Source organism: Synoicihabitans lomoniglobus, assembly GCF_029023725.1.
GTDB classification, from domain to species: domain Bacteria; phylum Verrucomicrobiota; class Verrucomicrobiia; order Opitutales; family Opitutaceae; genus Actomonas; species Actomonas lomonigloba.
The window spans coordinates 3010559-3025298 of sequence record NZ_CP119075.1 but is presented as its reverse complement, the minus strand read 5'-3'; the positions used below and the strand labels follow the sequence as shown (position 1 = coordinate 3025298).

Genomic DNA, 14740 nt, shown 5'->3' with positions numbered 1-14740 from the left:
GGAGGCGGGACGAAAAAACGATGCTTAGCGCAGTGAGCTGACCGGGCAACCCTTGGCTTCGTCCGCCTCGAGGGAGAGCCAGGTCGCCGACGGTGGCGGGGACGATTCACCGGTCATGACGAGCGAAGCCACCCGCGGCTCAAGCGTTTGATCAGAATCTCTCTATTGTTGGACAAGCAATCTCGTTACTTTGCTCGATTCCATCCGCTAGCGTTGTCCTCCCGTTGCGGATTGACCTGCTGCAACTCAATTCATCGCTCTGGGATCAGAGCCTTTCCCATCCTATGCTTCGACAAGATCTTTCCCGCGCTTCGTGGAGTTTTCGTGACTGTTCATCCCAGAAGTGGCTGCCCGCCCAGGTGCCCGGCTGCGTGCACCTTGACCTGCGTCGTGCGGATTTGATTCCCGATCCGTTCTTCGGCACCAACGAACTCGATCTGCAGTGGATCGAGGAACGCGACTGGGAATACCGGGCGAAGTTTACGGTCGATGCCTCGCTCCTCGAAGAAGAGATGCTCGAACTGGTGGCCGACGGACTCGACACGGTGGCCACGGTGAAATTAAACGGCAAAGTCGTGGCGCGGACGGAAAACATGTTCACGCCGTTCCGCTGGAACGTGAAGAAGCTGCTGCGTCCGGGCCAGAACGAGCTGCTGATCGAGTTCGGCAGCGCGATGAAATATCTGCGCACGCATCACCACGGCAATGTTTACCGCGAGTTCAACGACCCCGTCGGCAACTCCAACCGCATTCGCAAGGAGCAGTGTCAGTTTGGGTGGGACTGGGGTCCCCGCTTCGTCACGGCCGGGGTGTGGCGTCCGATTTCCTTGCAGGCCTGGTCGGCCAATCGCGTTGACAATGTGGTGGTCGAGCAACGACACGCGGACGACGGCTCGGTCTCCCTCGCCTTGACGCCCGAACTGGAACGCGCTGATTCGGAGGCGACCTGTCATTGGTCGCTCCGGCTTGATGGAGCGACCGTCGATGCGGGGGAGGGAACCGCGATCGTGGTCAAAAAACCGCAGCTCTGGTGGCCGTCCGGTCAGGGCGAACAACCCCTCTACGATCTGCAGGTCGAAGTGCGGGATGCCGCGGGGCATCGCATCGGCGTCTGGCGGCGCCGCATCGGCTTGCGCACGCTCACGCTCGATCAATCTCAGGACGAGTGGGGCACGGCGTTCCGTTTCCTGGTCAATGGTCGTCCGGTCTTTGCCAAGGGCGCCAACTGGATACCCGCCCACAGTTTTGTCGCCGGCTTGAAGCGCGCCGATTACGAGCGCGACCTGCGTTCCGCCGTGGAGGCCAACATGAACATGGTCCGCGTGTGGGGCGGCGGCATCTACGAGAGTGAAGACTTCTACGACCTCTGCGACGAGCTCGGGCTGATGGTGTGGCAGGACTTTGCCTTCGCCTGCACGCTCTATCCGGTCGACGATGAGTTTCGCGAGTTGTTCGCGCCCGAAGCCAAGGCTCAGATCCGCCGCCTGCGGCATCGCGCCAGTCTCGCCCTCTGGTGTGGCAACAACGAGATTTGGATGCTCAACCGCGAGACGGTGACGGATGACTCAAAGCTCGAAATCCGCACCGCCTACGAAAAAATCTTTCACGAACTGCTGCCGGAGATTGTGGCGGAAAACGATCCGGTCACGTCCTACTGGCCGTCGTCGCCCTGGCGACCGGAAGGCGCGCACGGTCACGCGCCGGGCGAGATCTCGGGCGACTCGCATTTCTGGGACGTGTGGCATTCGCGCAAACCGATCAAATCCTACGAGCTCTGGAAGTTCCGCTTTGTATCCGAATTTGGGATGCAAAGCTACAGCTCGCCCGCGACCAACGCGACCTTCTGCCCGCCGGACGACACCAATGTCTTCGGGCCGGTGATGGAGAACCACCAGAAGAACGCCGCCGGCAACCAGATTATTCTCGATTACGTTTCGCGGCAGTATCGTTTCCCCAAGTCGCAGGACGATCTCATCTACCTGTCGCAGCTCAATCAGGCCCGCTGCATGCAGATGGGGGTCGAGCACTACCGTCGGCTCATGCCGCGGTGCATGGGCTCGCTGTATTGGCAACTCAATGACACGTGGCCCGTGGCTTCCTGGAGCTCGCTCGAACACACCGGCCGCTGGAAGGCGCTCCACCACGCCGCCCGGCGGTTCTACGCCCCGGCGCTGGTCACCGCCCATGTGCCCGGTGACGAGGAAGTGTCGATCGGCAACTACCGTCGTTCCACGATGGATACGGTGCATCTCTACACCGTCTGCGATGCGCCCCGGCGCATGGCGGCGGTGCTGCAATGGGCGATCATGCACATCGACGGCCGCCGCCTGGGTGGCGGCAGCAAGCGGGTGAATTTGCGTCCCGGGGAGAGCGTGCCGCAGAAAACGCTCGATTTGACCAAGCTGCTGCAGCGTCATTCGAGCGAAAGCATTTACGTGCGGATCGGCCTTCACGTTGACGACCGCTGCGTCAGCGAGGAGTCGGTGCTGCTGGCCTCGCCACGTTTCATGAACCTGCCGTCGGGCAAGGTGCGTTGTGGCGTGAAAATGGTGGACGACAAAACGGCCGAACTCACCTTTACGGCGCCGGTATGGCAGCATCGTTTCGCGTTTGATCTCGGAAAATTGGACCACTGGTCCAGCGACAATTTCTTCGAGCTGTATCCGACGGAGCCCAAGACCGTCACGGTTTCACTCAAGCGTAAGACGACCGCCGAAAAGCTGCGTCGCAGTCTCACCTGGCGCTCGTTGGTCGATACCTACTGACCGGAGCGCTCGTCAGCCGTCGGCGACGCCGGTCGCATCGATCACGGCGCGCACGGCGGCGGCGCTGCGGCGGAAGGCCGCCTGTTCGGCTTCGTTGAGCGGGGGCTGCAGCACGCGTTCGATACCGCCGCGTCCGACCACGACGGGCACGCTCAGGCAAACGTTGTGCACGCCACAATAGCCGTTGATAGCGATGCTCAGCGGCATGGTGCGTTTCTCGTCGAGCAGGATCGCCTCGATCACGACGGAGGCGGCGAGGGCGACCGCATAGCAGGTGTTGCCCTTGAGTTTGAACACTTGGAAGCCGGCGGCCGTGCTTTCGGAGAAGAGTTTGCGCCGTGCGGGCGTGTCGTCGAGCGGCTCGGCGCCGGATTGGGCCAGACTCATCGCCACGAACTGCGTGTCGCCATGCTCGCCGAGGACGTAGCTGCGGATGTCGTCGGGATGGATGCCGACCTGCATCGACAACGCATCGCGATACCGTGCGGAGTCGATCAGCGTGCCCGAGCCGATGACGCGGGTGGCGGGCAATCCAGTCAGTCGCAGCGCCTGCCACGTGAGCACATCGACGGGGTTGCTCAAGATGAGAAAAATGGCCTGGGGCGCGGCGGCGGCGGCGGCGGGCACGAGCGTGCGCATCAGTTCGATGTTGGCCGCAGCCAGTTGATTGCGATCCTGCAAATCGGCCGTCATGGGCACGGACGCGCAGATCGCGATGACCTCGGAGCCTGCGACGTCGGCGATCTCCCCGGCGCTCACTTTCACGGGCGTGCGCAGAAAAAGCAGAGAGTGGTTGAGGTCCATGGCCTCGCCCCGCGCCTTGGCGGGGTTGCCGCCGACCAGCACGAGCTCGGTGACCAGGCCCTTGAGGACCAAGGTATACGCCAAAGTCATACCAACGCGACCCGGACCGATGATGGCTACTTTCATGGCCGGGAAGCGTCGCAGACTAAATGGCATCACGCGATCCTGTTGATCGGGCGTGGGTCCAAATCCGGCGGGAGTTTACATCGCCGCCGGCACGCGCAGTCGGAACATCATCACGTCGTGGGAATCGACTGCCCGGGTGTAGCTCTCGCTGGTGTCGCCGACCACTTGGTTGGACCAGACATCGAAGAGCTCTTTGGTCTCACCGAGCATGTAGAACCGGTGAAACGGGATCGTGAGCTCACGGGTTTCGTCCGAGGTATTGAGGGCGCACACGGCCCATTCGCCTTCGCTCAATTCCTTGATGAAAACCTCAATGCCGGCCTGATCTTCAGCCAGCGCGCGGAAACCCTGTTTGCCGGCGGGGTCCTGGTTGATGGCAATGACATCGGCATCGGTCATGATGGCGATGATTTCGTCGCTCATGTGGCGCACGTCGTTGCCGGCCATGAGGGGCGCGGCGAGCATGGCCCAGAGGCTGAAGTGGGCGCGTGACTCGGCCACCGAGAGGCCCTCGTTGCCGACTTCCATCATGTCGGGATCGTTCCAGTGGCCGGGGCCGGCGTATTTGGCGATGCCATTGGGCCCCCAGTCGTCGACGAGGGACGTTTGCAAATCGAGGATGCGTTTCCAGCCCATTTCCCACATCTTGTAGCCGTCCCAGGAGTCGTAGATATCGCCGGAAGTGCGCCAGAGGTGACCGACGTCCTGCGCCCACTCCCACGGCCGGGAGCGGCCCCATTCGCACATGCTGAACACGACCGGTCGTTTGGCGGTGTAGAGGGCGTCGCGCATGGTGGTGTAGGCTTCGCGCGCGTCGCGGGTGCCGGTGCTGCACCAGTCGTATTTGAGGTAGTCGATGCCCCAACTCGCCCAGGTGCGGGCGTCCTGATATTCGTGGCCTTGTGAACCGGGATATCCGGCGCATGTCTTGGAGCCGGCGTCGCCGTAGATGCCGAGTTTGAAGCCGCGCTCATGGACGTAGTCGGCGAGGGCCTTCATGCCGGAAGGGAATTTTTCGGGGTCCGCGACGAGATTGCCGTCGGCGTCGCGCTCGCGCAGCGACCAGGTGTCGTCGAGCACGATGTATTCATAGCCGGCGTCGCGCATGCCGTTGGCGATCATGGCGTCGGCGACACCTTTGACGAGGTCCTCGCTGATGTGACTGGAGAAGGTATTCCAACTGTTCCAACCCATGGGCGGGGTTTGGGCCAGGTGCTCAAATTTCTGAGCCGGAACGCTGGGGGCGAGAATCGCAGCGCCTAGTATTAAAAGACTGGTTTTCATGGAGGGAGGGTAGCGAAGTGAAACGAGAGAGCGAAGCGCCCGTTGACGAGGTCCAGGCATGACGACTAGGGATGGGATTCAGGCCGAGCTGCTTAACTTAGACCATATCGAATGGGCCGGGGGATCACCCTACGGCATGGCAGGCTTTACGGCACTGAGAAATATTATCTTGGTTGCCAGTTTCAGCGTATGAATTTTCCAAATAATTTTACATGGGGGGCAGCGGCGGCGGCCTATCAGATCGAAGGTGCCTGGAACGAGGACGGACGCGGTCCGTCCGTGTGGGATGTGTTTTCCCAGACGCCGGGTCGGGTGTTTGAAAACCACAACGGCAACGTGGCCTGCGACCACTATCACCGCTGGCGCGAAGATGTGGCGTTGATGAAGGAGCTCGGGATCAAAGCATATCGGCTCTCCCTGTCGTGGTCGCGGATCATGCCGGACGGCACCGGGGCGATCAACGAAGCCGGACTCAAATTCTACGACGAGCTGATCGACGGGTTGCTCGCCGCCGGTATCCAGCCTTGGGTGACGTTGTTTCACTGGGACATGCCCCAGGCGTTGCAGGAAAAGGGCGGTTTTCTGAATCGAGACATGGCCGACTGGTTCGGTGCCTATGCCACGGTGGTGGCGAAGCGGCTGGGGGACCGGGTCAAGCACTGGATGACGATCAACGAGCCGCCGGTTATCGTGGGGCTGGGCTATCAGGAAGGGGTGTTTGCGCCGGGATTGAAGTGCACCCATCAGGAGTGCCTGCTCGCCGCGCACAATCTTTTGCGTGCCCACGGCAGTGCCGTGCAGGCCTTGCGGGCGCACTGCGTCGGTCCTCAGCAAATTTCCATCGCCCACACCTCGCGGGAGCCGATTCCCGCGACGCGGGCGGATGCCGATGTCGAAGCGGCGCGGGCGCGCTACTTTGGTTGTGTGGAGGAGCGCATGTGGAACCTGGCGTGGTGGGCGGACCCCATCGCGTTTGGCAAATACCCCGAGGAAGGCCTGAAAAACTTTGCCGGCAAATTGCCCAAAATCACCGACGCGGACATGGCGCTTATCTCGCAGCCCATCGACTATCTCGCCTACAACTGTTACTCGGGTTTCAAGGTGGCGGCGAACGATGCAGGCAAGGCGGTCGACGTGCCCAACGGCCACGGCATCGGCAACGCCCGGGGCACGCTACCGTGGCTCTCGATCGCACCGGATGCGATTTATTGGGCGGCGCGGTGGCAGACCGAACGCTACAATTTGCCGATCGTCTTTTCGGAAAACGGATTCTGTAACACCGATTTTGTGCAACTCGACGGCAAGGTGCATGACCCGCAACGCATCGATTTTGTGACGCGTTATCTCGATGCAGTGAGTCGCGCGATCGCCGACGGGGCCGATGTGGGCGGTTATTTTTACTGGTCGATTCTCGACAACTTCGAGTGGGCCGAGGGTTACAAGGATCGTTTCGGGCTCGTGCACGTCGACTACGAGACCCAGGTCCGCACACCCAAGGATTCGTTCTATTGGTATCGCGATCTCATCGCGCGCAACGGCGCGCTGAGCTGAGCCGGTTTACACGAACTTGAACTGCCGCATGACCACGTGGGTGCAGCCGGCGACAATGGTCACGGTGGCGGGCACCCACAGCGTGCGGTAGTTGAGCACATCGAACAGACTGGCGCCGATCGAACCACCGACGAGAAAGCCCGCCAATAGTGCCGCCAGCAACCGCGTGCGGCCGGCGCGGCCGGGTGAACGACGCAGGCGGTGGCTGAGAGCCAGTCCGAGATCGGTCACGATACCGGTGACGTGGGTGGTGCGCACAATGGCCCCGCTGTAAGTCGTGGCCATGGCGTTTTGCAGACCGCACGCCGCCGCGGCCAAGGCTCCGCCGAGCATCAGGTGCCGCTGCAATAATGGCACGGCGGCGAACAAAATCAGTCCCTCGATGACCAGCGCGACGCCGTAACGCCGACCCGGTTGCAGGTGGCTGTCGCGGATGATCAACCCCGACGTGGTGGCGCCCAGCAGGAAGGAGATCAGCAGCAGCCCGGCGAGGGCGGCTCGGGTCGCGTGGCCTTGCGCCAAATCGGCGGCGAAGTGCGTCGCGGTCCCGGACAAGTGACTGAAGGCCTGATGATAGGCGCCGAGAAATCCGACGGCGTTGACCATGCCCGCAATGGCGGCGAGCCCGAAGCCACCCAAAATAATGCCCGGCGGGGTGCGGTTTTCAAACATGGCGACGATCGTGGGACGGTTATCCGCCGAGCACGCCCTTGAGCATTTGGCCCAACTCGCCCACCCGGTAGGGCTTCGTCAGGTATCCGCAAAAACCGGAGTCGAGAAACTGGCGGGCCATCTCGTCGTTGTCGTAGCCGCTCGAGACGATGGCGCGCACTTCGGGATCGATTTCGCGGAGCCGCTTGAACGTTTCCTCCCCGCCCATGCCGCCGACGATGGTGAGGTCGAGCAACACCACATCGTAGGGTCGGTTGACCGCGTGATACTTGCGATAGAGCGCGAGGGCGTCCTCGCCGCGGTGGACGATATCGACCTTGTAGTCGAGGCTCTCGAGCATCGTCTTGGTGATCTCGCAGAGTTGTTTCTCGTCATCCATAAACAGCACCCGGCCGGTGCCGAAGCGCAGGGCGGCCGGTTTGCGCACCCCTGTCTCGATGGACTTGGTGGTGACGGGGAGAAAGCTGGTGAAGGTCGTGCCCACGCCGACGGTGGAATCCACGCCCAGTTGACCGCCGTGTTTGCGCACGATGGAAAGCACCGTGGCGAGTCCGAGCCCGGTGCCGGTTTTCTTCGTGGTGAAGAACGGTTCAAAAATGCGGTCGATTTTGTCCTCCGGAATACCTGAGCCGTTGTCTTGCACATCGACCTGCACGTAGTCGCCCCCTGCGAGCGGTGGGAGTTTGCCGTCAGGCAGGGAGATGGCGCGGCAGGTGAGATGAATCTTACCCACCGATGGATCGGGCATCGCCTGCATGGCGTTGATGATGAGGTTCTGGTAAACCTGAATCATCTGACCGCGATCGACCTCGATCGGACCCGCATTTTCATCGAGATCAACCGTCACGACGACGGGACTACCGGATGCGGCGACGCGCACGGCATCGCGGAGGATGTCGGCCGGGCGGACCACGCTGAACGTGCCGCCGGGATTGCCCTTGGCAAACGCGAGGAGTTGGCGGGTGAGAGTCTTGGCCGCCATGCAAGCGGTCTCGGCATCGTCGAGTTTGCCGTAATCGCGATTCTCTTTGGCGATCGAGATACCGCCGAGGATGGTGGATAGCAGGTTGTTGAAATCGTGGGCGATGCCGCCGGCGAGCTGGCCGAGGGAGTCGAAGCGATTGGCGCGAATGAGCTCTTCGGGGCTGAGCGTCATCTCGTCGGGATCGCGAAACACCACGATGATGCCGATGGCTTTTTGTTGGTCGTCGCGGACTTGGCTCGCGGTCCACACAATCGGGCGGGGGGCGCCGTGTTCAATCGCGAGTGCATGGTCGGTGTAAAGCTTGGGCGGCCCCTCGACTTCGAGCGCGCGGTCGAGGGCGTCGTTCGCCGGGCGTTCGTCGCGGAGGGTGACAAGGTTGAAAACCTCGTCCAGTCGGCGGGCGGTGGCGGCGGCGAGCGGGATACCGGTGAACCGTTCCGCTTTGACGTTCATGGCGGTGATCTGGCCGTGTTCGTCGGTGATGATCACGGCTTCGCTCAGGGAGTTGAGCGCCGAAGTCGCCACGCCCCCGGAGGCGGCGGATCGCGTCGACGTGCTATCGGAGGCGACTCCATCCGGCACGATCATGGCGAAACCCACCACGCGGGTGAGTTCACCGCGCCGACTGGAGCTGCGATGCAGGCCGAGCAATACCGACGCTTCGCTGCGGTCCGAGCGTTTGATGACGGTGTAGCCGCCGCCCCAAGGCTCGTCGCCGCCGAAGCGGGAGAGAAAGCCGGTGAGGTCGCCGTGGCATTTGGCAAAATTGCGGGTGAAGGCTCCCAAGTCCGGGTGTTCCACGGGATCGCCGACGAGATCCTGCCAAGCGAGGGACGTCCAGGCGTGTCCGGAGATGAAATCGAGATCAAACACCGCGAGCGCGCCGTCCTCGGTGAGGCTGGCGAGACGGTCTTCGGCGATGACGCTTTGTTCTTCGAGCTCCTTGCGCTCGGCGATGTCGAGATGGAACCCGATGACGCGTTCGAGTTCACCGTCGGCGGCGAAATGTTGCACGCCGACGCTTTGGATCCACATCCAGTGACCGCGCCGATGTTTCATGCGCAGCTCGACCGAATAGGTGCGCCGACTCGATCGGGTGTGGCGGCCCACTTGGTCGGGCGCGGCGGCGGAGTCGTCGGGATGAATGAGTTTCAACCACGTGTCGTAGTCGTTGGAAAGATCGGCGTCGGGGTAACCGAGCATTCGCTTCCACGCGGTCGAGTAGTGGGTCTCGCCGGTTAGAAAATTGAGATCAAAAAAACCGGCGGCATCGCTGCGGGCGAGTTCTTCCCAAGCGCCGGAACTGGTGGCGCCGCCCGCGGGGGAACCGGGAGTGGCAGTGGAATCGCGGTCCGTTTTGGGCGCGAGTTCGATGGTGGCGAGCCAGGCGACATTATGGCCGACGGCGGTTTCGAGCGCGAGGCGCACCTCGGTGGCGGGCGACTCTTCATCCGGTTGGATGGCGAGTGGCACGCGTTGCGCCGTGGCGGTGGCGGTGAGCACATCCCATTGTGCTTCCATCATGTCCGGATCGTCCGAGACGACTTCAAACGCGAAGAGAGAAACGAAGGGCTTGCCGATCAGCGAATCGGCGGTCGTAGACCAGAAGGCACCGGCGGATTGGTTCGCGCTTTGGACAACGCCGTGGTGGTCCAGAGTCAATAGCCCGGAAGTTCCGCCGCGGCGAAGCGGGGATGATGCGGGAGAGGAGGCGGCGAGGGGAGTCGATGAGCTCACGAAACGGGGGAGAAGGCCGACGCAGAATTGTCCTGAATCTGCTTATACGGCGGGTTGCCCGAGGCGGACAACCCGAAACCCCCCATGCGGCTCACCTGCAATGCTTTGGCGTCTTGGTTAGCGGGCGAACATCTCGGCCGACAACGTCGCCTTGGTGGCGGTGGGCGTTTCCCCGCCGAGCCAGCGCCGCACGCGGCCGTGCAGAAAATCGATGAACGGGGCCTGGTCGTTGAGGCACGGCACGTGATGGAATGATTCTCCGCCGGCCTTGAGGAACTCCTCTTTACCTTCGACCGCGATTTCCTCGAGCGTTTCGAGACAGTCGGCGACAAAGGCCGGGGTCATGACGACGAGGTTTTTCTTCCCTTCGGTTTTGGCGAAATGTTCCAACTCATAGTCGGTGTAGGGGACGAGCCACGGTTCGCCCGCGAGGCGGGACTGAAACGAGACCGACCATTGGTCGTCGGCAAGGCCGGCGCGCTTGACGAATGCCGCGGTGGTTTTGAGCACTTGGGCCTTGTAGCACATGCCGTGGGCGGCGCTGCAAGTGGAGCAGCAGTCGGGCACGATCGTGCAGTGGGCCTGGGAGGCGTCGGCTTCGCGAAGGTGGCGTTCCGGGATGCTGTGATAAGAAAACAACAGATGGTCGTGCGGCTTTTCGAGCGCCGGACGGGAGACCTCGTAAAGGGCGTCGATGTAGTCGGCATCCTCATAGAACGGTTGGATGCAATCGACCTTGATCGGAGTCGTGAGACGGGCGACTTCCTCGTGCACTTTGACCACCACGGATTCCCAGGACGACATGGCGTAGTGGGGATACTGCGGGATTAGGAAAACCTCCGTAATCCCATCGGCGACCATCTGATCGATGACGGCGCCGATGGATGGCAAGCGGTAGCGCATCGCGAGATACACGGGAGTGTCGGTCCCGAGCACGGCGGCGAGTTTGTCGCGCACGCGTTGGGACGTGACGACGAGTGGTGAGCCCTCGTCGGTCCAAATCGTTTTGTAGGCCTCGGCTGATTTCGGGGCGCGGAAGCGGGTGATGATCTGATTGACGAGAAACCGACGGGCCGGGGCCCAGGCGGGTTTGTCGATCACGCGATGATCGCCCAGAAATTCGCGCAGGTAAGTGCGGACGTCGGGGACGTCGGTGGAATCGGGTGAACCGAGATTTACGAGCAGGACGGCGCGATTGGACATGGAAGGGGCATTGATTTGTGCCGGAAGGGTCTTGTCAAACCACCGTCAGCTATTCCGCAGCGGGGCCGGAGGGGGCATTTATACCCTTGGCCGTGCGTGGATATATCCATCGACACACTCAGGCTCGCTTCGTTCTGTCATCTGTTTGCCTTAGCCAGGCCTGCCCCTTTCAACCCCATTTGCCTCGTTTCATGCTGTCTGATTTCTTGTCCAACGCATCCCCGACGGTGCAAACCGGGACCGGTTTCTTGTCGAGTGCGGCGGAGGCAGGTTCGGGCAGAGGACCGCTGCTGGCCTTCGTGGGCGCGAGTGATGCCGTCTCGTGGATCGGGTTGATCGTGCTGGTGATCGGAGCGGCGATTCTGGGCGGCGTGATCGGGCGGCGACGAGCGAACGCACCCCCGCGGAGCCCGGTCGGTCACGCGTTGCACTTGGAGACGATGCTGGACCAAACCGAGGCGTTGTTGTGGGAAGCCAAAGTGGTGGCCGATGGCGATGTGTATGAATGGACGGTGGAGCTCCAGCCGTCCCTGTTGTCCCGGCGTCTGTTCCCGGATGTGGGCGCGAAGCGTCGGGTGCGGTTGTGGCGGGATCATGATGTTCCCGAAATCGATGAGATGCATGCGCGGGCGCGAGAGGCGATTCTCTCGGGGCGGGATTCCTATCGGCAGGAGTTCCGTATCCTCCGGGGGGAGGAATCGATGTGGATGCGGGAAATGGTCTCCATCCGTCGCCGGGGGCCCCACGAATACTGGTGTGTGGGATTGGTCGTGGATATCACCGACCGGCGTCAGGCGGAGAGTGCGCGTTGGGCGAGTGAAAATTCGCTGACTGAAATTCTTAACCGCGCCGACTGTCTGCTGTGGCGATCCAAAGTGACGCAGCGGGAGGGGGAGTATCAGTGGCAGGCCTTTGAGATGCCGACGTCGGCGTTGTATCCGCGGCTGTTTGGCGATCGCCCGGTGGGTCTGGGCGCGAAATTGTGGAGCTGCATCGAGACGCCGGAATTGGCCGATATGAACCGGCGGAGTCTGGCCGCGCTCAAGTCGCGGTCGGATGGATACGAGCAGATTTTTCCGGTCATCAATGGCGAAGGCCGGAAGTTCTGGCTGCAGGAGCAGGTTTCGATTCGGGAGCAGGAGCCGAACGAGTGGCACCTGGTCGGCGTCATCACCGACATCACGGAGCGGCGGGCGACCGAACACGCGGTGCAGCAGTCCGAGCGTCGTTATCGTTCCCTGTTCGAACACACGCCGGTCGCGGTGATCGAAGCCGATTTCACGGGGGTGGGGCGGTGGATTGAGGGATTGAAGGCCAAAGGCGTGACGGATTTCTCCCGTTATCTGGATAAACATCCGCGCGAGCTGCTTCGCGGCGTCGCCAAGGTGCGGCTGCTGTCGAGCAACCGTTCGGCGCGTGACATGTTTAAAGCTAAATCCACGCGGGAGTTGGAGGGGCGGCGGGGTCGGATCGAAACCGCGAGTTCGCTGCGGGCCGTGCGTGGCACGTTTGAAGCGCTGTGGCGGGGGCAAAACACCTTTGGCGACGCGGTCGAGATTCGGGACATGGCCGGGGCGGTGCATTCGACCAACATGCGATGGTGGGTGGCCGAGCACGACCATGGTCTTGATCTGAGTCAGTCGGTCATGGTGTTTGCCGACGTGACGGAGTTGAAGCAGGTCGAGGCGGATCTCGCGGCGCAGCGCGAGCAATTGGCGGTGACCTTGCGATCGATGAAGGAGGGCGTCGTGACGGCGGATCGGGAAGGGCGCGTGCAGTTCATCAATGCGGCGGCGGCCGCGATGGGGCATGTCGCCGAAAGCCCGGCCGTCAACCGCACGCTGCATGAAGTGTTCGAATTCACCGATGAGCGGACCGGCAAACCCGTTTTGTTGCCGCTGGATCAAGTCGCCCAAGGAGACTTGGTGGCGGAATTTCCCGAACGAACCATTCTCACCGACATGCAGGGGACGCGTCGATTGATGGAAGGTCAGTTGTCGCCCGTGCACAACGCTCGCAGTGAAGTGATCGGGGTGGTGTTGGTGTTTCGCGATATCACGGATCGGGATCGCCTGGAGCGCGAATTGGTGCGCGCCACCCGGCTCGAATCGGTGGGCGTTTTGGCCGGCGGCATTGCGCACGATTTCAACAACATTCTCACCACCATTGTCGGCAACATGACCATTGCCGAGCTCGACAGTCCGGCCGATGGCACGGTCGGACTGGCCGTGCGGGAGGCCGGGCAGGCGGCACTCCGGGCGAAGGACCTGACGCAACAATTGCTCACCTTTGCCAAAGGAGGGGAACCGGTGCGGGAAGCAGTCGATCTCACCACGGTGATTCAGGAGATGGCCAAATTTGCGCTCCATGGTTCCAACGTCAGGGCGGAGTTTGATTTGCCGGGCGATCTGTGGATGGCCGACGCCGACCGCGGTCAGATCGGCCGCGTGGTGCAAAATCTGATTCTCAACGGAGCGCAGGCAATGCCGGAGGGCGGCATTCTGACAATCAAAGGGTCGAATCAAGATCTGGTGAAACCCAGTGCGCCTAATCTGGCCCCGGGAAAATACCTGCGTATAGATATAACGGATACGGGGTGCGGCATTCGGAAGGATCACGTGAGCCGCATTTTTGATCCGTATTTTTCGACCAAACAGTCGGGCAGCGGTCTCGGCTTGTCGGCCGCCTACTCCATCGTGCGCAAGCATCATGGCCTGTTGGAGGTCCAGTCGGAACCGGGCAAGGGGTCGACGTTCATGGTGTGGCTGCCGGTCGTCAGCCGTGCGGCTCCGACGCACGTGGTGGAGAGTTCGGCCGTTGATTATCCGCCGGGCGCACGGGTTCTGTTCATGGATGACGAACCGTCCATCCGCCAGATGACCAAACAACTGCTGGGAAGACTCGGATTCGAAGTCACCACCACCGCCGATGGCGCGGAGATGGTGCGGGTGTTTGGTGAAGCCCGTGCGGCCGGGCGACCGTTCGACCTGGTGATGACCGACCTGACGGTGCCGGGAGGGATGGGGGGGCAGGCGGCACTCCCGTTGCTCAAGGAGATTGATTCGGAAATTCGGGTGATTGTTTCGAGCGGTTATTCCAGTGATCCGGTGATGGCGGATCACGCGGCCTACGGGTTTTGGGACGTCGTCTCCAAACCTTACAAACTGCCCGACTTGCGCCAGGTCCTGCAGCGTGCGTTCACGAAGTCGAAGTAGCGCCGGATCCGCGTTTCAGCACGCCCGATTTACGCCGCGCGAGCACGGATGACACCAATCAGTCGATGGACGTTTTCCGGCGCGATGCGGTCGATGACCACGGTGTCGGGATAGCGATGTTCGATGTCGAGATGCATGCCGGGCTCTGAACCGGGACGCACAATGTCTTCCACGAAGTCCATGCCGCCCCGCGGTTTGATCCAGTGATAGTAGAGGTCGGCGTCATCCGACTCCAATACCACCTGCAGTCGCAGAAAGGTGTGGCAGTAGAGGGTCAGATCCCGAAACGAGGCGAACCACGTCGGCGGACAAGTAAGTTGATCCCGAATGACCAAAGTCATGTGGCTCGATGATTAGCAAAATTGCTGCCAACGGCACCGCGAATGGAAGATTCAGTT

General features: G+C 61.9%; 9 protein-coding genes. 3 read left to right on the top strand and 6 right to left on the bottom strand.

Translation table 11 applies throughout. The features are described from left to right. Positions 1 to 284 precede the first annotated feature (284 nt). The gene (locus PXH66_RS11850; RefSeq protein WP_330931702.1) at positions 285 to 2765 is read left to right on the top strand and encodes a beta-mannosidase; all 2481 of its coding nucleotides are present in this window, start codon (positions 285 to 287) and stop codon (positions 2763 to 2765) included. Positions 2766 to 2777: 12 nt separating this feature from the next. Here PXH66_RS11850 and PXH66_RS11845 read toward each other — a convergent pair whose 3' ends face one another. Then, a complete protein-coding gene (locus tag PXH66_RS11845; protein ID WP_330931701.1) occupies positions 2778 to 3695 on the bottom strand; it encodes a malate dehydrogenase in 918 nt (305 codons plus the stop codon). Between the two features lie 75 nt (positions 3696 to 3770). Next, complete coding sequence (locus tag PXH66_RS11840; protein ID WP_330931700.1) at positions 3771 to 4979, bottom strand: glycoside hydrolase family 27 protein; 1209 nt, start codon at positions 4977 to 4979, stop codon at positions 3771 to 3773. Positions 4980 to 5168: 189 nt separating this feature from the next. Between PXH66_RS11840 and PXH66_RS11835 the strand changes: the two genes are divergently transcribed. Continuing rightward, complete coding sequence (locus tag PXH66_RS11835; protein WP_330931699.1) at positions 5169 to 6530, top strand: GH1 family beta-glucosidase; 1362 nt, start codon at positions 5169 to 5171, stop codon at positions 6528 to 6530. A gap of 6 nt (positions 6531 to 6536) precedes the next feature. On the opposite strand, the gene PXH66_RS11830 is transcribed toward PXH66_RS11835, so the two are convergent. The 3 genes from PXH66_RS11830 to hemH all read right to left on the bottom strand — a co-directional run bounded on the left by PXH66_RS11830 (position 6537) and on the right by hemH (position 11127). Beyond that, entirely contained in the window at positions 6537 to 7202 is a 666-nt protein-coding gene (locus PXH66_RS11830; RefSeq protein ID WP_330931698.1) for a YoaK family protein, read from the bottom strand. A 19-nt stretch (positions 7203 to 7221) separates the two neighbouring features. Further along, entirely contained in the window at positions 7222 to 9924 is a 2703-nt protein-coding gene (locus PXH66_RS11825; RefSeq protein ID WP_330931697.1) for an ATP-binding protein, read from the bottom strand. A 117-nt stretch (positions 9925 to 10041) separates the two neighbouring features. Continuing rightward, complete coding sequence (gene hemH, locus PXH66_RS11820; RefSeq protein ID WP_330931696.1) at positions 10042 to 11127, bottom strand: ferrochelatase; 1086 nt, start codon at positions 11125 to 11127, stop codon at positions 10042 to 10044. A gap of 191 nt (positions 11128 to 11318) precedes the next feature. On the opposite strand from hemH, the gene PXH66_RS11815 reads away from it, so the two are divergent. Continuing rightward, the gene (locus tag PXH66_RS11815; RefSeq protein ID WP_330931695.1) at positions 11319 to 14342 is read left to right on the top strand and encodes a PAS domain S-box protein; all 3024 of its coding nucleotides are present in this window, start codon (positions 11319 to 11321) and stop codon (positions 14340 to 14342) included. A gap of 29 nt (positions 14343 to 14371) precedes the next feature. Here the strand turns inward: PXH66_RS11815 and PXH66_RS11810 are convergent, their stop codons facing one another. After that, positions 14372 to 14683, bottom strand: a complete 312-nt coding sequence (locus PXH66_RS11810) for a hypothetical protein (protein WP_330931694.1) — start codon at positions 14681 to 14683, stop codon at positions 14372 to 14374. Between the last annotated feature and the right edge of the window lie 57 nt (positions 14684 to 14740).

Excerpts from the sequence above, each read along its gene's own strand:
- PXH66_RS11850 (WP_330931702.1), top strand. The coding sequence starts at position 285 with ATGCTTCGACAAGATCTTTCCCGCGCTTCGTGGAGTTTTCGTGACTGT.
- PXH66_RS11840 (WP_330931700.1), bottom strand. The coding sequence starts at position 4,979 with ATGAAAACCAGTCTTTTAATACTAGGCGCTGCGATTCTCGCCCCCAGC.
- hemH (WP_330931696.1), bottom strand. The coding sequence starts at position 11,127 with ATGTCCAATCGCGCCGTCCTGCTCGTAAATCTCGGTTCACCCGATTCC.
- PXH66_RS11835 (WP_330931699.1), top strand. The coding sequence starts at position 5,169 with ATGAATTTTCCAAATAATTTTACATGGGGGGCAGCGGCGGCGGCCTAT.
- PXH66_RS11845 (WP_330931701.1), bottom strand. The coding sequence starts at position 3,695 with ATGAAAGTAGCCATCATCGGTCCGGGTCGCGTTGGTATGACTTTGGCG.
- PXH66_RS11830 (WP_330931698.1), bottom strand. The coding sequence starts at position 7,202 with ATGTTTGAAAACCGCACCCCGCCGGGCATTATTTTGGGTGGCTTCGGG.
- PXH66_RS11810 (WP_330931694.1), bottom strand. The coding sequence starts at position 14,683 with ATGACTTTGGTCATTCGGGATCAACTTACTTGTCCGCCGACGTGGTTC.
- PXH66_RS11815 (WP_330931695.1), top strand. The coding sequence starts at position 11,319 with ATGCTGTCTGATTTCTTGTCCAACGCATCCCCGACGGTGCAAACCGGG.